At 51.3% G+C, this 21,861-nt stretch carries 20 protein-coding genes and 1 pseudogene; 3 read left to right on the forward strand and 18 right to left on the reverse strand.

Annotated features, from left to right (window positions below; genetic code table 11):
* Window positions 1–2 precede the first annotated feature (2 nt).
* The 15 genes and pseudogenes from EVX52_RS18155 to flgB form a co-directional block, all read right to left on the reverse strand.
* Complete coding sequence (locus tag EVX52_RS18155) at window positions 3–1,277, reverse strand: HlyD family type I secretion periplasmic adaptor subunit (RefSeq protein ID WP_129952770.1); 1,275 nt, start codon at window positions 1,275–1,277, stop codon at window positions 3–5.
* Complete coding sequence (locus EVX52_RS18160) at window positions 1,274–2,617, reverse strand: TolC family protein (protein WP_129952769.1); 1,344 nt, start codon at window positions 2,615–2,617, stop codon at window positions 1,274–1,276. The genes EVX52_RS18155 and EVX52_RS18160 overlap by 4 nt, the downstream gene beginning before the upstream one ends.
* The gene (locus EVX52_RS18165; protein ID WP_129991812.1) at window positions 2,614–4,032 is read right to left on the reverse strand and encodes a MotA/TolQ/ExbB proton channel family protein; all 1,419 of its coding nucleotides are present in this window, start codon (window positions 4,030–4,032) and stop codon (window positions 2,614–2,616) included. Before EVX52_RS18165 ends, EVX52_RS18160 begins: the two co-directional genes overlap by 4 nt.
* 603 nt (window positions 4,033–4,635) lie before the next feature.
* Window positions 4,636–4,747, reverse strand: a pseudogene (locus tag EVX52_RS25785) (hypothetical protein); the annotation flags it as partial.
* A 492-nt stretch (window positions 4,748–5,239) separates the two neighbouring features.
* On the reverse strand, window positions 5,240–6,202 hold the full coding sequence (gene flgL, locus EVX52_RS18175) for a flagellar hook-associated protein FlgL (protein ID WP_129952766.1): 963 nt from the start codon (window positions 6,200–6,202) through the stop codon (window positions 5,240–5,242).
* Between the two features lie 27 nt (window positions 6,203–6,229).
* A complete protein-coding gene (gene flgK, locus EVX52_RS18180; protein WP_129952765.1) occupies window positions 6,230–7,882 on the reverse strand; it encodes a flagellar hook-associated protein FlgK in 1,653 nt (550 codons plus the stop codon).
* Window positions 7,883–8,023: 141 nt separating this feature from the next.
* Window positions 8,024–8,974 carry a flagellar assembly peptidoglycan hydrolase FlgJ gene (flgJ, locus tag EVX52_RS18185; protein WP_129991814.1) on the reverse strand — a complete coding sequence of 317 codons (951 nt, stop codon included), beginning with the start codon at window positions 8,972–8,974 and terminating at the stop codon, window positions 8,024–8,026.
* Window positions 8,974–10,080 (reverse strand): flagellar basal body P-ring protein FlgI, encoded by a 1,107-nt coding sequence (locus EVX52_RS18190; RefSeq protein ID WP_129952763.1) that lies wholly within the window; start codon window positions 10,078–10,080, stop codon window positions 8,974–8,976. Before EVX52_RS18190 ends, flgJ begins: the two co-directional genes overlap by 1 nt.
* A 10-nt stretch (window positions 10,081–10,090) precedes the next feature.
* Window positions 10,091–10,795 (reverse strand): flagellar basal body L-ring protein FlgH, encoded by a 705-nt coding sequence (locus EVX52_RS18195; protein WP_129991917.1) that lies wholly within the window; start codon window positions 10,793–10,795, stop codon window positions 10,091–10,093.
* Between the two features lie 127 nt (window positions 10,796–10,922).
* Complete coding sequence (gene flgG, locus EVX52_RS18200) at window positions 10,923–11,705, reverse strand: flagellar basal-body rod protein FlgG (RefSeq protein WP_013575168.1); 783 nt, start codon at window positions 11,703–11,705, stop codon at window positions 10,923–10,925.
* A 21-nt stretch (window positions 11,706–11,726) separates the two neighbouring features.
* Complete coding sequence (locus EVX52_RS18205) at window positions 11,727–12,482, reverse strand: flagellar basal body rod protein FlgF (RefSeq protein ID WP_129952762.1); 756 nt, start codon at window positions 12,480–12,482, stop codon at window positions 11,727–11,729.
* A 34-nt stretch (window positions 12,483–12,516) separates the two neighbouring features.
* Entirely contained in the window at window positions 12,517–13,761 is a 1,245-nt protein-coding gene (gene flgE, locus EVX52_RS18210; protein WP_129952761.1) for a flagellar hook protein FlgE, read from the reverse strand.
* Window positions 13,762–13,838: 77 nt separating this feature from the next.
* Window positions 13,839–14,543, reverse strand: coding sequence for a flagellar hook assembly protein FlgD (gene flgD / locus EVX52_RS18215; protein WP_129952760.1), 705 nt, complete (start codon window positions 14,541–14,543; stop codon window positions 13,839–13,841).
* Window positions 14,544–14,554: 11 nt separating this feature from the next.
* The gene (flgC, locus tag EVX52_RS18220; protein ID WP_013575164.1) at window positions 14,555–14,959 is read right to left on the reverse strand and encodes a flagellar basal body rod protein FlgC; all 405 of its coding nucleotides are present in this window, start codon (window positions 14,957–14,959) and stop codon (window positions 14,555–14,557) included.
* 6 nt (window positions 14,960–14,965) lie between these two features.
* On the reverse strand, window positions 14,966–15,376 hold the full coding sequence (gene flgB / locus EVX52_RS18225) for a flagellar basal body rod protein FlgB (protein ID WP_129952759.1): 411 nt from the start codon (window positions 15,374–15,376) through the stop codon (window positions 14,966–14,968).
* Between the two features lie 113 nt (window positions 15,377–15,489).
* On the opposite strand from flgB, the gene flgA reads away from it, so the two are divergent.
* From flgA to EVX52_RS18240, 3 genes are all read left to right on the forward strand, one after another.
* On the forward strand, window positions 15,490–16,266 hold the full coding sequence (flgA, locus tag EVX52_RS18230) for a flagellar basal body P-ring formation chaperone FlgA (protein WP_129991815.1): 777 nt from the start codon (window positions 15,490–15,492) through the stop codon (window positions 16,264–16,266).
* 159 nt (window positions 16,267–16,425) lie between these two features.
* Window positions 16,426–16,728: a flagellar biosynthesis anti-sigma factor FlgM gene (gene flgM, locus EVX52_RS18235; RefSeq protein ID WP_129952757.1), complete on the forward strand. Its 303-nt coding sequence runs from the start codon at window positions 16,426–16,428 to the stop codon at window positions 16,726–16,728.
* A 49-nt stretch (window positions 16,729–16,777) separates the two neighbouring features.
* A complete protein-coding gene (locus tag EVX52_RS18240) occupies window positions 16,778–17,215 on the forward strand; it encodes a flagella synthesis protein FlgN (RefSeq protein WP_129952756.1) in 438 nt (145 codons plus the stop codon).
* Between the two features lie 946 nt (window positions 17,216–18,161).
* On the opposite strand, the gene EVX52_RS18250 is transcribed toward EVX52_RS18240, so the two are convergent.
* From EVX52_RS18250 to flhB, 3 genes are read right to left on the reverse strand one after another with little or no spacing between them, the layout of a single operon-like run.
* On the reverse strand, window positions 18,162–18,578 hold the full coding sequence (locus EVX52_RS18250) for a flagellar protein FlhE (RefSeq protein ID WP_129952755.1): 417 nt from the start codon (window positions 18,576–18,578) through the stop codon (window positions 18,162–18,164).
* Window position 18,579: 1 nt separating this feature from the next.
* Window positions 18,580–20,664, reverse strand: coding sequence for a flagellar biosynthesis protein FlhA (flhA, locus tag EVX52_RS18255; RefSeq protein ID WP_129991816.1), 2,085 nt, complete (start codon window positions 20,662–20,664; stop codon window positions 18,580–18,582).
* A complete protein-coding gene (gene flhB, locus EVX52_RS18260) occupies window positions 20,657–21,811 on the reverse strand; it encodes a flagellar biosynthesis protein FlhB (RefSeq protein WP_129952753.1) in 1,155 nt (384 codons plus the stop codon). The genes flhA and flhB overlap by 8 nt, the downstream gene beginning before the upstream one ends.
* Between the last annotated feature and the right edge of the window lie 50 nt (window positions 21,812–21,861).

Here is a 21,861-nt window from a genome sequence, read left to right on the forward strand (position 1 = left end):
AATTATAATTCAGGCGCATTACGTTGTGCAGGGGATAAAGGTTCAGAAAACATTTGTCTCATCCCTTTAGTCAGTGGTGACATGAGATATTTCATAATGCTGTGCCGGCCGGTAATAATATTTGCGTCCACCGTCATACCGGGCATTATTTTAATTAAGTCCTGAGGGGGTATTTCAAATTTTACAATGACTTTGTAGTATCGGATCATAGAACCGTTGACAGACTCCTCATAGGAATCAGGACTGATCTGTTCAATAGTCCCTTTATAGGGTTTGGTGCCCGACATCATGAAGGACAGGACATTGATATTGACCTTGCCCCCGATGAACACCTGATCACGATCTTTAGGCATCACTTTGACTTCTGCCTGCATCAGGGTTGAAAAAGGTTTTATTTCGAACAAAGAATCCGCCGGCTGTATGACGCCGCCTTTCGTAGATGCGCTTTTATTGATCTGATAGATGACGCCATCAATCGGAGATTTAACATTCGTCTCCTGTAACTGACGTGATAATATTTTAATCGTCGACTCACACATCGCCAGTTCTTTCTGAGCTTCGGCAAGATCTTTCGAAAGTGAATTACGCAGTTCATAGTCTGCGTTATTCATTTCACTGTTAATGAAATCAACTTCATCTTTTTTTGATGAAATCTGGTTATCCAGGTCAATCAGCTCAGAATTCAGCCGCACTGCGGACTGTTTTTTATCTAAAAGGTTGGTGTAGGAGCTGATGCCTTTTTTGACCAGAGGAGACAGAATATTAATTTCTTCCTGCAGCAACCCCAGTTCACTCTTCTTACTGATTTTTGACACATTCAGTCCATTGATATCTGAAGACAGTCCGGTAATTTTGACTTCCTTAGTTCTGATCTGGCTCTTCACCATCTGAATATTACTGATAATGTCTTTATTGATCAGATCACTTACGTTAAGCGCAGTGATTTTATTTTCACTGGATAAAACGCTGGTGAGTTCTTCAATACTTTTTTTCAAATATTCAGATTGGGTAAAGTAGCGGTCATATTCTTTCTGCACATCCAGGTTTGAGACCCTGGCGAGAATCTGGCCTTTTTTAATGACATCACGTTCGGAGACAAAAATCTCTTCTATTGTCCCACCTTTAGAAAGGGAAACGATTTGAGTATTATCTTTCGTGGCAATAATACCCTGCCCATGTACAACGGAGTTTACTTTTACCAAACTGAAAAGAATAATGATCAGGAACGTCATGATCATTATGACCATCATCAGATGGTCACTTTGTTTTCTGTTCATCGCAAAAGAGACCTTGATCCCGGTTTTATGACATCATCTTGCAGTTGCAATACTTTGAGCAAAGTCGAAATCTGCGACATCTGTTCAAGCTTGGACTGGTAGATACCGTACGTCGATTCAATCATGGATATGTGAGCCTGGAAAAGTTCATTGCGACTGGAAATAACATCCAGCAATGATTTTTGCCCAAGGTTGAATTCTTCTTTGTATAACTCCGTCATTTTACCGGCGTTATCATAGGAGCGCTTTGCAATATCAAGGGCTTCCAGATTGGATCGATATTTCGACAATGACACATCAATACTATTACGACTTTTTAAAATAAAATCATCTGATTCCAGTTTTGACTGACCATAGCGAGCAGCAAACTTGCTTTCTTCTGACTGATTTTTGAAACCATTGAAGATATTGAATCCTATTTTCACGCCAACTCTAACTTCATCTCGATAATCTTCCGGCTCAGCATCTCCGGAAGGATTATTGTCGGTATAGTTGATGTTCGCATCTATAGTCGGATAGTTGGCAGCTTTAGCTGCTTTAATATCAGAATATGCCGCATCAGTATTTTTTTGCAGAGACTTCCAGGTCGGATTATCCCGCATTACCTGTTTAATCACGCTTTTACTGTCAGTATCAAATTTGTAACTGTCAAAAACATCAGGTAAACGGGAAATATTTTCCAACGTGACTGCATCACCTGTCATATTACGGATTTTAGCCAGTTCGGTGTCTGCCTGCGAACGATACGTTAATTCCTGCGTGCTTAACGCATCGATGGATGCCTGGACTTTACGTAAGTCTGACTGCATCGCCACCCCTGAATTGATGAGTTCAGAAAAATCATTCAACATTTTTTTGTAGAAAATCTTTTCTTCATCAATACTTGCCAGGATATTTTTTAGTTTTTCAATATTGAGAAAAGCATCTGTCGTTTCTTTCGCAGTCGTGTTCATGCTTTGCAAGAAATCACTGGCACTGCTTTCTTCAATACTTTCAGATTTCTCAATATTGTTACTCCTCACACCAAAATCGGCGATCCGATAGGCAAGACTGATTTTATTTTCGATATTATTCTCGTCTCCGTCGCTTTTATTTTTTTGCGAAGTTTCCGATGTTGCATCTAATGTCGGATAAAGGGAAGATTTGCTCATATTCGTTTCCTGATGCCGACGTTCGATATCAAGAAAAGAAATAGCCACAGAAGGCTGAGCTTCCAGCGCGTGTTTTACCAGGACCGTAAGAGGATAGGCTCCGCTGTCCTGAACCGCGCGCTGTGAAGCGAAAGCCGGCACAGACAATACGGAAATACCGATCATTAATGAGATTATCGAGATTTTCACGGGTTTTTCTTATCCTTCAATACCAGCACATCTTTTTGCAAAGAACATTGCATATCGGCAATTTGGGAGAACAGAGGTGCGAACGTTTTCAGATGTCCCTGGATATGGCTCTGAGTTTCACTGTGCAGGTCGGTATTTTTCAATTCATGAAGAACAATGTGTTCATCCATTTTGTTCAGCTGCAGATGATTCTTTTCATGAATGATTTGTGTGGTGGCATGCAGGTCGGTGAGCGAGTTTTGTAAACTGCTTGTCTCTTGCAAAAGCGTTTCCTGACTGCGCCCGATGTCTTGCTGAGAAAGGTTTAACGCTTTTAGCTGACCTTCCTGAGCATCAAGCTGTTCATGCTGACTGACCAGAAGAGCATGCTGACCGGAAACCTGCTGCTGTGTGGCAGTGATGGCTGTGTGCTGATCGGTTAATTGCAGATTTGCTTTCATGACACCCTGATGGATTTCATTTAACTGGCCCGCGCCCCTTTCGCAGACGGTCAATAATGACGTTTCAAATTGTGCGCGCTGTGCATGGCTAATGTTGTCCTGCTCGACCATGCTGTGCAGGGTATTATTCGAGTCTGCGCACATATTCAGTAAACGATCCTGGAAGCTGAGCAGCGTATCTTTAATGTCACTGACCATTTCATCCAGCGATGAAACAATGCGCAGAGTGCGGGTCTTTGCGGGTTGATGTTTGCGCTTCATTTCACGAATGAATTCGAGCTTAGTATCACGCAGCGTCACGTTGAGACGGACAAACGCATTGCGAACCAGTGAGCTCATGACGTTCAGAAGAATGGCGCTTACCACACCATAAATTGAAGAAACAAACGCCGTATTCATACCCCGGAGAGGTTCAGACAAAGAAGAGACGACGTTCACGATGATCTTCAGAGTATCCGCATCATTCCCTCCCCCTATTTGTGATTTATCAAGCAAGGAGATAACCGACGCAATGGTCAGCGAGAGACCCGCAAACGTGCCCAGCAGACCAATCATGGTGGAAATATTGGCGCAACTTAAAATCGCAGACATGCGTTGGTTGTGTTTACGGTTCACACTTTCATCAATGTTTTCATACACTGACAGTAATGTGTCATCGTCAAGACCGTGCTCTTTTTTAAAGACAATTTTATTCGCATCCCCTAACAGGTGAGCTGTTTTTTTATCGTCTTTTGTTTTTAATACAATGTCGCATCTGTTTATTTCAATAAATGATGATAATACGATCACACAACCGATGGCATACACAATGATGACGACAGTATTATAAAATGCTGCGACGGCATAAGTGCCGATAATATAACTTCGGACACCAGGAACGATCATGAGTATCAAAGGGATTAAGGCAATAAATAAAGCCCCCAAAAAACCCATTTTATTCTTCAGGAAAATACCACTTTGTTTAATGTAATTCATTATGTTACTCAGTTTTTGTAATGACAGCGCTGTTATTCATAACAGCAGCATCGTTGATCACTGAAATAGCGACGTCCTGATTAGTTTCAGTCTCTTTCACAATTTTCAAAAGAATAATTCCCCGCTGATAAGCAAGTCGCATAGCATCGGAGACGGAAATAGATTTTTCGACATTGGTATATACCTTGACAGAAGCAGCTTTATTATCAGCCTTTAACCATTCATTCAATTTATCTATAATTTCAGGGGAATAACCCTGCTCCATTTTTTTAAAATGAATAATAAATTGATTACCTTTTATCTCATATGCCGGATTTTCTTTTTGCACATCAAACTTGCCGTTAGCGCTTTGCACCGGCGTGCCTCCTTGTTGTGCCAGCGTTATGACTGTCTGGTTTTCCTTTTGCTCTTCAGTTTGAGCCGGAGATTGTTTCCCCCCGGTTGCTGCTACGTCGGTGGAATTATTTTCCGGGACATTTTCAGCAGATTTGCTCATATTTTTTTGCGACTCTACGGGCTTGGGTAATGCCGTTTGTTCAGGTAATCCTTTTGCGGTATATGTCGCCGAGGGGGTTTCAGGAACATAATGTTTTTTAGCGCTTTCATACATCGTCAACATGCTGTTGAGAACAAATACCAACATCAGAAAAATAAATATGCATAAAACCGTTGAGAAGGCGTCCACAAAAGTGGGCCAGGGGTTACTTTCTTCCATATATCATCCAGACAGTGAAACGATTAAATAATCTATTCAGAAATTGTATATTTCCCAGGCCAGGATATCCTCTTACTTAAGTATTAAGCATTGCTAAATATCTTGTATCCTATTGAAAATATAGAATTACCCCCCCCATCACCGGATGATATTTCAGTAAACCGAAAGCGTAAGTGACAGGGGTTATAAACCAAAATACATATTGAAAGTTGTAGATTACGGATGGCTGACACGTCAGCTTCCGCTCAGCTATTGATCTGATGATTTAAAGACAATAAGCCTGTAAATATATTTTCAGAGGGAATATTTGGAAGAAAATAGGATCAGAGGGAGTGAAAAAGAGTATGTCGCCAAACCTTAGAAAGACGACATACAAAGCTGAAAGTACCCGGTTTAAGTACAGTCAGAAAAATGTCTGCATACCTGCGGTAAAGGCAGGCAGCGATAATGAAGAGTGAAGGTTTGGCGCGTAAATTTACGCGCCGGAGAGTATTACGAATTCATCTGGAACAGGGACATCCCCTGCATGGCGCTGTATGTCTTATACGATGCCTGAAGCGCGACCTGCTGCAATGTATAGGTTGAAATGGCGGAGGTCCACTCTGTATCTACCAGGTTACTGAGTTTGGTGGAGTTCGCCACGTCACGGTTGTCGCCCAGCGTATCGAGATTGTCCAGTTCATCCATCTGCGTACCCAGCTCTGAACGCACGGAAAGTACGTTATTGAGTGAGTTACTCAGGCCACGGTTGGCTTTATCAATGGCATCGGTGTATTGCGTATCGGTGGTGTAATCAGCCGAAGGCGTTTTCAGCGCGGTCAGTGCACCGTCGATGGTTTTGAACACATCTGTCTCGCTCGGCGAGCCGTCCGGTTCGGCTTTTGCATCACCGGTTAATGAATCAAAAATCTGGTTACCGGTATGGTTGATGGTCATCGTCCGGCTGGCATCAACCTGCTGCGTAATGGACGTCGTGCCCCCGGAATAGGTCACCGCACCCGTTGTGGCGTCCTGCGTATACGGCGCGGTATCACTTTTGTAGCCGGCGAAAATGAAACGGCCGTTACCGTCAGTGCTGTTCGCGAGGTTCAGTAACTGCGATTTCAGGCTTTCCAGTTTGGTCGCCAGAGAAGAACGGTCATCATCGCTCAAAGAACCGTTACCGGCCTGAACGATCAGCGTATGCGCATCCTGAATGGTCGAGGTCACGCTGCTTAAAATCGACTCTTCCTGACTCATGCTCTGGTTAGCAAAGGTACGGGCTACGGAAAACTGACTGTTCTCCGATTGCGCCTGACGCACCAGCACCGCCTGCGACGCCGCCAGCGGATCATCCGAAGGTTTGCTTACTTTGCTGCCGGTGGACAGCTGTAAACCTGTCGCCTGAAAGCGGTTCTGACCATCCAGCACCGCATTCATGTTTTGGTCGTAAATCATATTGGTACTAAGGCGCATGGCATCAGTTCCTTATCAGTTCTGGGATCAGCGAATGTTTATGATCGCATCGAATATTGTCGAAGCCGTCTGCACGACCTGCGCGTTCGCCAGGTAATATTGCTGGTAACGTTGCAGATCGCCGTATTCTTCATCGAGGTTGACCCCGGAGATAGACTGCTGCTGGCTGGTGAGCTGCGTGACAATATTGGCCTGCGAAGTACTGGTAGTTGTCAGGGTGGCAACCTGGTTGCCCACGTTACTTACCATGCTGGCGTAAGCGCCTGACAGGGTGGATTTACCTTCTACCAGTTTTGCCGTTTGCAGATTCAGCAATTTCTGCGCGTTGGTGTTGTCACTCACACCGCTGTTTGCCGCGCCCGCAGCGGCGATCAATGAAGAATCACTGATGGCCACATTCATGCTGCCTGCCACGTTACTGACCGTTTTGATGGTCACGCTGTCATTGGTGTCCGGCGTACCGCTGACGGAAACCGACAACCCGTCGAAATTCATCGTCGGATTACCGCTGCTGTCGGTGCCTGCTGTCGGGGTGATTTTTGCTCCGTCTGAGACGCGTGTCACATCCCAACTGCTGCCATTGTAAGCCATGGTGTAATCGCTGGCCTTCACTGCTGCCGTGTCGGTATACGCCACGCTCACTTGTGCACTGCCGGTGTTTTTGGTGTTGCCTACGGTAGTGGCACCGGTGAAGGAGAAGAAGTTCGTTCCCGCATCACCGTTGAGATCAAAACCGGCTTTGTTGGTGGTGTTGAAGCTGTCAGACAATGCCAGCGCCAGTTGCCCGAGCTGGTTGATGGCCGGGGCCAGGTTGTCTTTTCGGAAAGCCAGCGTACCGCCAAGCGTACCGGTGGTCAGACGGCTTTCCTGAATTTCAGAAACGGAACCGTCCGGCTGGGTCATACCGACCGTCAGTTTAGAAGGATCCGCACTCGAAGCCATGGCAACAACCGTTTTAGCATTGCCGCCACTCACCAGCGGCGTGCCATTGGCGAAGGAAATATTGTAGGTGTCGCCGTCCTGCTGCGTCACGGTTACACCGGTGATGTTGTTCAGCTGACTGACCAGTTGGTCACGCTGATCAAGCAAGGCGTTAGGTTCCTGTCCGGTACTGCCACGCGTTGCAGTGATCTGATTATTCAGTTTGGCAATCTGCGTCGCAAAAGTGTTGATCTGGTCAACATTCTGCGAGACCTGCTGGTTCACGGCGGTATTCATGTCGTTCAGGTATTTAGCTGAACTGTTGAACTGCGCGGTTAAACCCTGCGCTTCCCCCAGCACTGCCTGACGTGCCGAACTGTCACTGGCATTGCTGGTGAGCGTTTGCAGGCCTTTAAAGAAAGTCGACATGGTAGCATCGATACCGGTGGAGCTGTCGCCAAGCAGGTCATCAATAGAACTGGCCTGATCAAGCTGCGTTGACAGTGCGCTGCCGGTTGCGCTGGCACCCAGAAGCTGCTTGACCACAAAAGAGTTGTACTCACGATTCACACCCGTCACCGTCACACCGTTACCGATATAACCGGCAGGCGTCGAGGTACCATTACTTTGCGTAATAATGGCGGTCTGGCGGTTATAACCTGCCACACTGACGTTAGCGATGTTGTTCCCGGTGGTACTGAGCGCCGCCTGCGCTGCATTCAGTCCGCTCATTGCGGTATTAATTAAGCTACTGGACATGAGTGACCTTTTGGCTGCCGGTGACTTTTACCACCGTGTAATTAAGGGAACTGAAACGGGGGGTTATCCCCTTTTCCCATTCTGATCGTATTATCGGCCTGCACCGCTAAAACTTGAGAAAAAAAACGAGGATTTGCAGGACTAGAAGATATCTTTTAAATCATGGCTATAGGCCTTCACGGCCTGCTCGCCCGCGCCTTTAATTTTCTGGATCACACTCACCAGTTTGTCGGCGTAATTCGGGTCAGTTGCATAGCCGGCACGTTGCAGCGCATGTGCGGCTTGTTCAGGGGTGTTAGCTGAGGCCACCTGCGCGTAACGCGGATTATTGGTCAGTAATTTGATGTAGTCACTGATGGCTTCCACATAAGAGCCGTACACACGGAAACTGGCCTGCACTTTTTTCGCCACACCGTTGGTGTATTCCGTGGTGGTAATATTCGTGGTCGGACCGTCCCAGTTGCTGCCCGCTTTGATACCAAACAGGTTGAAGCTGCGTTTACCATCTGCGGTCGGGATTTCACGCTGGCCCCATCCGGATTCCAGTGCAGCCTGCGCCATGATCAGCTGATGCGAAATCCCGCTGTCTTTACTGGCGACCTGTGCCGGAATGGTCAGGCTGGACACGAACTGGCCGCTGTCGGCTGGCAACGGTGCGCCGCCGGTGGTGCGGTCCGGCGCAGTCGGAATAGCTTTACGCAGATACTGCTCCATCGCCTGAACCGGCAGAGTTTTCAGCACTTCACCGTCCAGCGCCATCGGCACCGTTCCCGCCAGTTCGGACGGTTGCTTGCTGCCACCGGTCAGTTGTTCAACCATCATATCGGCCATGCCCAACCCCTTGTCGGACATGTCCTGGGCAATTTGCTGATCGTACATCGATGTATAAAGTTTGGTGGATTCGTTATCCAGAATGCCACCCTGCGGCAGAGCCTGACGCATGCTTTTCAGCATCATCTGCACAAACACGCCTTCAAACTGCTTCGCCACTTCTTTGATATGCGCCTGAGGATCCTGCGCCACATCCCGCTTCAGTTTGTTAAGGGACTGCGTGTCATACGCCGCCCCTGACATCGACATCAGATCGCTCATCAGATAATTTCCAAATCAGCACGCAGGCATCCGGCGGTTTTCATCGCCTGCAGAATGGACATCAGATCGATAGGCGTTGCGCCTAACGCGTTCAGGGTGCGGACAACATTGTTCAGGCTGGCACTGGAGCGTACCTGCTGAATCGACCCGCCGGACTGGCGGACGGAAATATTAGTGTTCGGCGTGACTACCGTCTGACCGCCGCCAAACGGCGTGTTCGGCTGGCTGACATCGTTCTGGCGATCGACCACCACGGACAGATTGCCCTGGGCAACCGCACAGTTATCCAGCGTCACATCGCGGTTCATGACCACGGAACCGGTACGGGAGTTGATGATCACTTTCGCGTCCATCGGCCCGACATTCACTTCGATATTTTGGATCTGCGCCAGAATGCGCACCTGAGACGTGTTGCCACGCGGTACGACCACCTGAATATTGCGGGAATCCAGGGCAGAGGCCATGCCCATCCCCTGACGGTTGATCGCGTCGCTGATCTGCTGCGCCAGGTTAAAATCTTCATCATTGAGTTGCAGATTGATCACGCCTTCGGTACCGAAAGTGCTCGGTAATTCACGCTCAATCGTCGCCCCGCCGGTGATACGCCCGCCCGAAACCTGGTTAACCGTCACGCTGCTGCCACCGGCAGACGCGCCCGCTCCGCCGACCAGCACGTTACCCTGCGCCAGTGCGTAAACCTGATTATCCACCCCTTTCATCGGCGTCATCAGCAAAGTACCGCCGCGAATACTTTTGGCGTTACCCATAGAAGAAACCACGACGTCAATCGCCTGTCCGGCGCGGGAAAACGGGGGCATTTTGGCCGTGACCATGACGGCGGCGACGTTTTTCAACTGCATGTTGGTGCCCGCCGGTACGGTAATACCCAACTGGGACAACATATTGGTCAGCGTCTGGGTGGTAAAAGGCGTTTGTGTGGTCTGGTCACCGGTGCCGTCAAGGCCCACCACCAGACCATAGCCGATCAGGGCGTTATCACGCACACCTTGTACCGTCGTCAGATCACGAATACGGTCGGCGGATGCGGGCAGTACCACCAGGGCGGACATCGCCAGACAGATAATACCGGAAAGTAGTTTTCGCATGATTGCCTCGTTATAACGGCGATAAGTTTAAGAAGAACCGCTGCAACCAGCCCATGTTCTGCGCTTCATTGATGTAGCCATTCCCCACGTACTCGATGCGTGCATCAGCCACCTGGGTGGAGATCACGGCGTTCGCACCGCTGATGGTGCGCGGGTTGACCACACCGGAGAACCGGATGAACTCAGTTCCCTGATTAATTTCGATTTGTTTCTCACCGACAACTTTCAGGTTGCCGTTGGCCAGCACTTCCGCCACCGTCACGGTCAGGGTGCCGCTGAAGGTGTTATTGGCCGCTGCGCCGCCTTTACCGGCAAAGGTATTGGCACCGGACATATCCAGATCGGCACGGGCATTGCCGAACAGGCCTTCCAGATAACGTGGCGCTGTCGCAGCACCAAAGGTGGTTGCGCCGTTACGACTGGCGTTCGCCGAGGAGCTTTTGCTCGCACTGACATTCTCCTGCAAGACAATGGTCAGCGTGTCACCCACGTTACGTGGACGGCGGTCTTCAAACAGAGGCTGATAACCGTAGTTCATCGGCTGAACTGACTGGAAAATCGAACCGTTAGGAACCGGCGGTGCCGCTGGCGCAGGGTTCGCTGTGGTTGCTCCGGGTACCAGCGGGGTATGCGGCATATACGCGCAACCATTCGCCAGTAACGTGATTAACAGCGGCAGCACCAGCTTGCCTGGTCGGTCTTTAGAAAAAGTCATTACCGACGTTATTTTTTTGGTCACCACAGTTATCGCCTTTAAAAAATCGACCTGGTAGGGATCTGAACCGGTTCAGGACAGAAGCGTTTCCGCCCCTGTCCTCTTGTTTTCAATCAACCGCTAAACGTTACAGCTGGGAAAGTTTCTGTAGCATTTCGTCCGACGTGGACACGGCTTTACTGTTAATTTCGTAAGCACGCTGAGTCTGGATCATGTTGACCAGCTCTTCCGCCACGTTGACGTTAGACGTTTCCACATAACCCTGATACAGCAGACCCGCGCCGTTCAGGCCCGGAGTGCTTTCGGTTGGCGCACCGGAGCTCTGGGTTTCCTGGTACAGGTTTTCACCCAACGATTCCAGACCGCTGTTGTTGATGAAGGTGCTCAGCGTCAGCTGCCCCACCTGCTGGGCGGCAGTCTGACCTTGTGTGGTCACACTGACGATACCGTCACGCCCGACGGTCATGCTCAGGGCATTGGCCGGGACAGTGATAGCAGGAATCACCTGATAACCGCTTGAGGTCACCAGCTGACCGTTCTGGTCAACCTGGAAAGAACCATCACGGGTATAGGCCGTCGTGCCATCCGGCAACTGAACCTGGAAGAAACCTTCCCCTTTAACGGCGATATCTTTGCTGTTGCTGGTCTGCGACAGGTTGCCCTGCGAGAATAAACGTTCCGTAGAAACCGGACGCACACCGGTACCAATCTGTAAACCGGATGGCAGATTGGTTTGCTCAGAAGACTGCGCACCAGGCTGACGGACTGTCTGATAAAGCAGGTCTTCAAATACTGCACGCTGGCGTTTAAAGCCGTTGGTGCTGACGTTCGCCAGGTTGTTGGCGATTACATCCATATTGGTCTGCTGGGCATCCAGACCGGTTTTCGCAATATACAGCGATGGGATCATGTCATTACTCCTCTGCCATCATCAGCTCATTGACAGCAGATTGTTGGCACTCTGTTCATTTTCATCGACACTGTGGATGACTTTCATCTGCATCTCAAAGCGGCGGGCGTTAGCTATCATGTCAACCATGGTGGAGACCGGATCCGCGTTACTGCCCTCAAGCGTTCCGGGCATAACGTGAATGGTCGGGTCAGCCTGTAAAGCAGCACCCCGCGCCTGAACGGTCGCCGGCGTTGGCCGGAACATACCGTCATCGCCACGGGTGACTTCATTGTTGGCCGCTTTCACCAGCTTGAGCTTACCGAGCTGACCCATCGTGTTAGGATCAGCACCGGCTTCAAGCACGGCAATCGTCCCGTCCGCAGAGACCGTAAGCTGAGAGTTCGGCGGAACTTCAATCGGGCCGTTATCCCCCATAACCGGATGACCCTGAACGGTCAGTTGGTTAGTCGGTGACACTTGCATGTCACCGTTACGGGTATACGCTTCAGAGCCGTCAGGCATCTGCACCGCAAGGAAACCGTCCTGCTGTAAAGCCACATCCAGCGGACGCCCGGTGTAGTTCAGTTTTCCCTGCGTCATATCTGCGCCCGGCGTGGACGCCGTGACCAGCGTGCGGGTTTGCAGGCTTTCACCGTCCACCGGCACTGCGCGCATCGCTAAAAGCTGCGAACGGAATCCCGGTGTATTGGCGTTAGCCAGGTTACTCGACGTCACCGACTGCTGAACCAGCGTCTGGCTGGCTGCGCCGCCTGCGGTGTAGATAGCGTGATCCATAATGCTGCCCTGTTTTCAGGTGATAGAACGCGTATTAACGCAGGTTAACCAGCGTGTTCAGGATGGAGTCCTGAGTTTTGATGGTCTGCGCATTCGACTGGTAGTTACGCTGCGCAACAATCATGTTGACCAGTTCCGCACTCAGGTCGACGTTGGAAGATTCCAGCGCACCGCTGGTCATTGACGCTAAACCGCCCTGACCTGCAATGCCGGTCACAGCCTGGCCGGAAGAAGACGTCGCCGTCCACACGTTGTCACCTTCAGATTTCAGGCCTTCCGGGTTAGAGAAGTTACTCAGCACAATCTGACCCAGCAGTTGGGTTTTGTTGTTGGAGTAAGTGCCGGCAATCGTGCCGTCGTCATTGATGGTATAACCGGTCATCTGACCCGCTGCATAACCATCCTGATTCTGGGAACCGATGCTGTCGCTGCCGGTGCTCTGCTGGATACTGCCGGTGAAATCAAGAGACACCGTTTGCGGCGTTACGGTACCGTTAGTGGCGGTGTTCATTGGCAACGTCAGTGCCAGACCGGCATTGGCCGTGCCTGCCGCATTGGTTGTGCCGACCAGCGCACCACTGGTATCAAACTGCATAGCCCCAATTTTGGCGGCCGCTGAACCGGCCACGCTGCCGTCCTGTGCATAAACATCCCAGTTGTTGGCAGAAGTTTTCACGAAGTAGACGTTGTTATCGTGGGCATTACCCTGTGAGTCATAGGTGGTGATGCTGTTGACGTAGTTGTAGCTGGTATCATCACTGCTGCTGAACGTTTTGGTGGCCGGAATAGCCTTGTCCGTTGAGTTCAGGTTAGCCACCATCGTGGCAGAAGTAGACGCTTTCGCGCTCATCATGGTGGTCGGGATGTTCAGGGCAACCGGCTGCGCACCCGCCGCAATAGTAGGCGGCGTACCTGTCGCCGGATAACCGGTGACGCTCAAACCTTGCATGTTCACCAGGTTACGGTTGGCATCCAGTGAAAACTGACCGTTACGTGAGTAATAAATGGCACCGCTGCTGTCGGACAACCGGAAGAATCCGTTGCCGCTCAGCGCGACATCCAGACCGCGGGAGGTGTTGGTGGTGGTACCGTCATTGAAGTTCTGAGTAACAGCGGCGACTTTAACGCCCATACCGGTTTGGGAACCGGCGAACATATCGGCAAAAGAGGCGGTCGCTGTTTTAAAACCGACGGTCGCGGAGTTGGCAATGTTGTTACCAATCACATCGAGGTTAGTCGATGCCGCGCTCAGGCCGCTGACTGCTTGGGAAAAGCTCATATTAGCTCCATTTTACTGTGGGTAGTGTTTACAGCTCCTCCCCCTTCGCAGGGGAGGGAGCGGTCTGAGTTGCTCGCTTACAAAATCTGGCGTACAGAATCAACTTTCGCGGTTCCACGCACGCCCAGATCCAACGCGGTATTCCCGGATGAATCTGTCGTCACACCATTGACCAGCGCATAATTCAGCGGTGTTGCCACCATTTGCTGATTATTTTTCAGGGCATTGATGCTAAAGCTGTAACTGCCATTCGGTGCTTTGGTGCCATCGTCCTGTGTACCGTCCCAGGTATAGCTGTGCACGCCGGCAGTCTGTGCGCCCAGCGTAATGGTTTTCACCACTTTACCGGTGGAATCACTGACCGTGGCGGTGGTGGTATCAGAGGCCGTTTCCAGCTCAAATCCGAATGGCGTGGTGCTGACCGTGCCGTCAGTGTCGCTGCCGACCAGAATTGCGCTGCCGGACACCATCACGCCGTGGCCGATCAACGAACTGGCCTGAACCGATGAACCACTGGTGATTTGCCCGGAAATGCTGCCCAGCGTGGTATTGAGTTTTTCAATCCCGCTGACCGTGCTGATTTGTGCCAACTGACTGGTCAGCTGACTGTTATCCATCGGATTGGTGGGATCCTGGTTTTTCAGCTGGGCGACCAGCAGGGTCAGGAAACTGCTGGACAGATCATCCGCTGAACTGGTTCCCTTCGTAGACGAGCCGCCGGAGCTGGTACTGCTGATCGTCGTGTTATCAGTGGTGTCATTAATTGACGTGGTAATTGCCATGATTCGCTCCGCTATTGCCCCAGAGTCAGGGTTTTCATCATTAACGACTTAGTGGTGTTAAGCACTTCGACGTTAGCCTGATAACTGCGGGAAGCGGAGATGGTGTTCACCATTTCGCTGACCACATCTACGTTTGGCATCTGCACATAGCCTTTTGCATCCGCCATCGGATTACCTGGCTCATACACCATGCGCATCGGTGCCGGGTCATCCACCACCTGCGCCACTTTCACGCCGCCGGTTTCCTGACCCGGTGCAGCATCCACCTGGAAAACAACTTGCTTTGCTTTATATGGCTTACCATCCGGGCCGGTGACACTGTCGGCGTTGGCCATGTTACTGGCACTGACGTTCAGACGCTGAGACTGCGCGGCCAGCGCAGAACCGGCGATATCAAAAATACCAAGCATTGACATGGGCTATTATCCTTGCAGCACCGACATCATCCCTTTGATCTGGCCGCCGAGAACGGTCAAATCGGTCTGATAGCGCACGCTGTTATCCGCAAAATTGGTACGTTCACGATCCATATCGACCGTGTTGCCATCTGCCGATGGCTGGTCCGGGATCCGGTACATCAGATCCATATCAGCAGGTTGGACGTTGGACGCCGCGATATGGCGGTCAGACGTCAGAGACAAAGAAATGCCGCTGCCACTCGCACGCCCCTGCTCCATCACCTTTTGTAACTGACTGGCAAAATCGATATCGCGAGCCTGATACCCCGGGGTGTCGGCGTTTGCGATATTGGCTGAAAGAATTTCTTGCCGCTGGGCGCGCAGGTTGAGCGCTTCCTGTTGAAACTGTAGTGCGGCGTTCAGTTTGTCGAGCATGCGCCCTCCGCAAAGTGAGATTTTGGAGTCGACAGCATAAATGCGAGTGTCAACTGGCTATCGTCTGAATAAGCATGAAATCGGGCGCTATTTGTCCCTTTAGGAATATCAAAGTGAGCGTAGACTTGTCGGCAGTAGTAGGCTGGCACAAAGGTAAAACGCGAATGAATATGCTGAAAATCCGTCGTTCAGGCATTACGCTGGGTTGCATCCTGATAGGTGTAATGTCTGGTGCGATGAGCTATGCCCAGCCTTTGCCCGTCAAAAGCGTGCCGGCCTCATCCAATAGCGATACACTGTTGTCCTCGCAAATTCAGCAGTTCTTCCGGCAGCAATATGCCGACAGCGGGATGCAGGTGACCGTTGTCGTAAACACCCCGGCTGCGCGCCAGCCACAATGTTTATCACCACAATTTATGCTTTCACCGAACAGTCGCACCTGGGGCAATGTCTCCGTGGCGGTGAACTGCAACGGTCAGAAAAGTTACGTACAAACTAAAGTGCAGGTCAGCGGTACTTACTGGATCGCGGCAAAGAACGTACCGGCAGGCTCTCACCTGGCACAAACAGATATGCAACAAAAAACCGGGCGACTGGATCTGTTGCCGCCGAAGGTCATTCTCGACAGTCAGCAGGCTGTGAATGGCATCACGCTGCGCAATATCAGCATCGGGCAACCGTTGACGTTATCGATGTTGCGCCGGCCGTGGATGGTTCACGCGGGGCAGGAAGTTCAGGTTCAGGCAACAGGCAGTGGTTTTAATGTATCAAGCGCCGGTAAGGCGATGAACAATGCTGCAGCGAATGAATCAGTGCGGATCAGAATGCCGTCAGGTGCAATTGTGAACGGGACGGTAGGCTCAGATGGGTCTGTGACAGTGACGATATAATCCTAAATGCAGCCGTAGCTCTACAAAAAGCTGCAATAAAGGTTAAAGTTATTGCGCCACATGTCGATAACAAACGTATCAGAGTCGTCCCGTGACGGCATTTTTAGGGTTTTCATGAGATTTTCTAAACCCTGAGTCCTCATACTGGAGAAGAAATTTATGGCTATCGATCGTACTCAAGGTGTCTCACCTTTAACCCCGATCCAGCAGCGCGAGCCGTCTGAAGCGTCAGTACAGAACGCGCGTAAAGAACAGTCTGTTTCTGGCACCACCACCAGCGGTACGGCGGTGACACTGAGTTCAGCGCAAGCGTCTCTGACGCAGTCAAGTGCACAGGACATCAACACGGCACGTGTCGACGAACTGAAACAAGCTATCCGCGACGGTAAACTGACGATGGATACCGGCAAAATTGCTGATGCTTTGTTACAGGACACGCAGGATTATCTCAAAGGTCTTTAAGCTGAAAATATCAGTGTAAAGACAAAAAGTTGGAAGGTAATAAGGCCCGATGAAGAATTTTATCAAGACCATGACTACCTTGGTTGAAACGTTGCAAGCGCTGGATCAGGTGATTAATCACGAACAGACGATACTGTGCTCAGGACGCGTGAATGGTGCAGCCTTGCAGCATATAACCGAGCAGAAAAGTTCATTGTTAGCCACGGTAGACTATCTTGATAAACAGCGTCGTCAGCATGACGAGCGCCTCAGGCAAACAGCCCCCTATTCCCGACAGCCGGAAATCTCCGCGATGTGGAAAGATGTGGTGCAACTGACCACTAAACTGAGTCAGATTAACCGTCACAACGGCATGTTACTGGGCAAGCAGATTGCCTATAACACCGAAGCGCTGGCGATCCTTAACGCCAGTCAGACGCAGAAATTCTACGGGCCGAACGGGCAGGAAACCGTTTCGGGGCAAACCGTACGCAAGATCTCGGTTTAAACCGAAACGGGGGCGGTTTTCAAACCTTGCCATGTTTGATGCTGGCTATGTTTCAGATGCCACCGTGAAAGGCGCGGAATCTTGCCGCTCCGCGGTTCCCTCATTTCGGTGTTCGAGCCTTACGTCTCGAAACTCTCACTCGGCAAGCTTTCTGAAAGCGCCCGCAGCATCTTGAACCCCTACTGCCAATGCGTTGCAAATCCCGGTTGTGGATATTGCCGCAGCGGGGAAATATCAACTGTGTATCCATACCGATAAAATGAGCAAACATTGAGAATGGGAGACGGCTTCCGGAAGGTTTTTAGGGGTTGCATTAAAAAACCGCACATGGCGGTTTTTATTATCTGAGGTTTTATCTCTGTATTTCAAATGTCACCTGATCTACACCACTCGCCATATTTATGAATCGCCCGCTGTAATTAACTGTTACGCGATTTTTATCATCAATATGAATATCATTTCATAGTCCCATGGGCCACCATTTCTAACCTTTTGATAAAACCAATAATACGTCCAGGCTGTCGCCATATTGCGAGACATTCCATGTTGTCGGGCTTCCCTCATATGATCACTGACAATATTGGAACCCGGGTTTGATAGTGGTACAGACGCCATAAAGTCAATCTCCCTGTTAAGCATTTTTCTCTTCCTGCAAACAGGGAAATATTTTACCCGTTTACCGGCTCGCTTTTGTTAACTCCGTAACGCTGCCGGAAAATATCAGCACTATAGAAATATGCAGATGTGTCTTTAAAAATGCCCACTGGCATGCTCAAAAATGGCACCAAATCAAGGGTGCGAGACCCGAGGCTCGCAGGCTGAAATTCGGGAATCGCGGACCGATGACATTTTACGCCACCCATAGCGGTAACAGAACATGTCTGTCGAACCGGCGACAGCGCGGAGTAGAATAGCGTGGGGGATACAAGGGAGGAAAACCGGCGATTTAGCGATAGTTCACGATCACCTGATTACTCATCACCCGCAGCGGCGTATTCATCGCGCCACCGCCGGGAACAAAGTAAACAAACCTTAATGGCGAAGTGGCGGTCTGGCCGTAAAATGATTTTGTCACCCCGCCTTCGGCTTCCAGACTCACGCAGTGATTCAGGGTGTTGCAGAGTTTTACCTGCAGACCGGCGGGTCTTGCGCCAAGCACTTCGTATTTCCAGCTTAGCGTTGTGATGGTGGCGGAGCCTGAACTGCGCACGGGCGCGGAGGCCGGCGGGGCTAATGCACCCGATGACATCATCACGCCACGGTTTTGCAATACCACACCGCGCTGCGTATCTGACCATGTGCCGGACGCGGCAAGCGCTGGCAGGCTCAGTGCGGTCAGTAACCACAGTGCGGCGCGGTACATCTTATTCACCGCCGATGGTGGCCGTCATGCGAATCTGGCGGCTGTCGGTCATTTCCAGATTCGACATCACGACGATATTTGGCAGTGAACGGCGCAGGAAACGGGACAGCAGCGGACGCAGCGCGTGATTCACCAGCAGAACCGGCGGCGCGCTGAGCATATCCTGACGCTGTAATGCGGCCTCGGACTGGGTCAGCAGGCGGTCAGCCAGACCGGGTTCCAGACCACCACCGCTTTGCAGCGCCTGTAATAACAGGCGTTCCAGGGAGGTATCCAGCCCGATAACCTGCACTTCGCCATTGCCCGGGAACCATTGCTGCGTGATAGCCCTGCCGAGCGCAACACGCACCACGGAGGTCAGTTCGTTAGGATCCGGCTGGTTCGGCGCGTATTCCGCCAGTGTTTCAACGATGGTGCGCATATCGCGGATCGAAACGCGTTCAGATAACAGGTTCTGCAACACTTTGTGCATGTTGGTCAGCGAAATGATGCCCGGAATGAAATCATCCGTCAGCTTCGGCATTTCTTTGGTGACGCGCTCCATCAGCTCCTGCGTTTCCTGACGGCCAAACAGTTCTTTGGCGTGCAAACTGATCAGGTGGTTCAGGTGTGTGGCGACGACGGTACTGGCTTCCACCACGGTATAGCCCTGAATTTGTGCCTGCTCGCGCATAGCCGGTTCAATCCAGAACGCCGCCAGCCCGAATGCCGGATCAACCGTCGGTTCGCCCGGCAGTTCGCCTATCGCGCTGCCCGGGTTGATCGCCATCCAGCGGCCGGGATGCGCCGTACCGGTGCCGATTTCCACACCTTTCATCAGAATACGGTAGCCCGCCGGCGGCAGTTCGAGGTTATCGCGGATATGAATCACCGGCGGCAGATAGCCCATCTCCTGCGCGAATTTTTTGCGGATACTGCGGATACGCCCCAGCAGCTCGCCGTTTTGGGCAAAGTCCACCATCGGGATCAGACGGTAGCCCACTTCCATACCCAGCGGATCTTCAAGCTGAACGTCCTGCCAGCTGGCTTCTACCATTTGTTTACCGCTGTCTGCCACGGCTGGTGCGGTCTCTGCAGCGGATGGTTTTTTCTGCTCCTGACCGCGAGTCCACCATGCCAGCGCCAACAACCCGGCGGTGAACATCAGGAAAACGAAGTTTGGCATGCCGGGCACCATACCGAGCAAACCCAGAACACCGGCACTCAGCATCATGACGCGCGGATTGCGGAACAGCTGGGTAACCATCTGCTCGCCCACGTCTTCGTTGGTGCCGACGCGGGTGACGATAACACCGGCCGCCGTGGAGATAACCAGCGCAGGGATCTGTGCGACCAGGCCGTCACCGATGGTCAGCAGGGTATAACTTTCAGCCGCATGGCCAAGATCCATCCCGTGTTGCAATACACCGACCAGCAGGCCGCCGACGACGTTGATGATCATGATCATCAGACCGGCAACCGCGTCACCTCGCACAAATTTACTCGCACCGTCCATTGAACCGTAGAAGTCGGCTTCCTGCGTCACTTCGCTGCGGCGTTTTTTCGCTTCATCTTCGCCAATCAGACCGGCGTTCAGATCCGCGTCAATCGCCATCTGTTTACCTGGCATACCGTCGAGCACGAAACGCGCACCGACTTCAGCAATACGCCCGGCACCTTTGGTAATAACCATAAAGTTGATCAGCACCAGGATGATAAACACCACAATACCGATGGCGAAGTTACCGCCGACCAGGAAGTGGCCGAAGGCTTCAATCACCCGGCCCGCTGCCGCGCCGCCGGTGTGCCCTTCCAGCAGGATCACACGGGTTGAGGCAACGTTCAGCGACAGACGTAATAACGTTGAAAACAGCAAAATGGTGGGAAATGCCGCGAAATCCAGCGTGCGCTGGGTAAACATCGCCACCAGCAACACCATGATGGACAGCGCAATGTTAAAGGTGAACAGCAGATCAAGGATGAATGGCGGCAACGGCAGCACCATCATCGACAGGATGATCAGGATAAGAATGGGTCCTGCCAGTACCTGCCATTGTCCGGACTTAAAGTTGGCGGGTAAACGCAGTATCTCGGCCAGATTAGCCATGGGTATCACTCTCTCCTGCTGCAAAATCCAGCCCCTCAGGGACCGGCAAATGTTGAGGTTTTTTCGGGATCAGTCCGCCTTCACGCTTCCAGCGTTTCAGCTGATACACCCAGGCCAGAACTTCAGCCACGGCGGCATAGAGCGTCGCCGGAATTTGCTGACCAATTTCACTGTGCCGGTAAAGCGCACGCGCCAGAGGCGGTGCCTCCAGCATCGGAATTTTATGTTCGGCACCGAGTTCCCTGATGCGCAGTGCCACTTCCCCTGCGCCTTTCGCCAGGACTTTCGGTGCACTCATTTTATTTTCACTGTATTGCAGTGCCACAGCGTAATGTGTCGGGTTGGTTACGATGACATCCGCTTTTGGCACATCTGCCATCATACGACGCTTGGCCATCGCACGTTGCTGCTGGCGGATACGTCCTTTGACATGCGGGTCACCTTCCTGACTTTTATGCTCGTCGCGGATATCCTGCTTGCTCATGCGCAGCTTTTTCAGGTTGCTCCAGATCTGCCAGAACACGTCAAAACCGACCATCGGCGTTAATCCAAGCACCACCATCAGGCCGCAAAACACCACCATATTCAGCGCTTCACCGAGTGCCGGAATGGTCGGTTGTGCCATCAGCCTCATCATGTCCGGCCATTTATGCCACAGATAAATCCCGGCGACGGTACCGACCAGCAACGCCTTCAGGATAGCTTTCAGCAACTCCGCCAGTACCTGAGCGGAAAATAAACGCTTAAATCCGGCAATCGGATCCATACGGCTGAACTTGGGCGCAAAAGATTTGCCGCTGAACATCAGGCCGCCGAGTAACAGCGGCGCAGCGAGTGCGATCAAAATCAGGCCGCCGATCACCGGCAGTAACGCCCAGACCGCGCGCCCCAGCAGCGTCGCCATCTGCTGTAACACCTGCCGGTCATCGCTGACCATGCCGTGATCAAACTTGAGACCTTGCGAAATCATCACGCCAAGTTGCCGTGCCATAGACTCACCGGACATCCACAACAGCGTTAAGCCGCCCCCCAGCATCAAAATGGAGGTCAGTTCGCGCGAGCGCGGTATCTGCCCTTCTTCACGCGCTTTTTCAAGCCGGTGCGATGTGGGAGCTTCTGTTTTTTCGAGATCGCTTTCTTCAGCCACCGGCGGTTCCTGTCAGGGTTTACCCGGCATGTAAAACACCACGGGCACAG

Source organism: Rahnella sp. CFA14(1/10), from assembly GCF_004195095.1.
Taxonomy (GTDB): Bacteria; Pseudomonadota; Gammaproteobacteria; order Enterobacterales; family Enterobacteriaceae; genus Rahnella; species Rahnella perminowiae.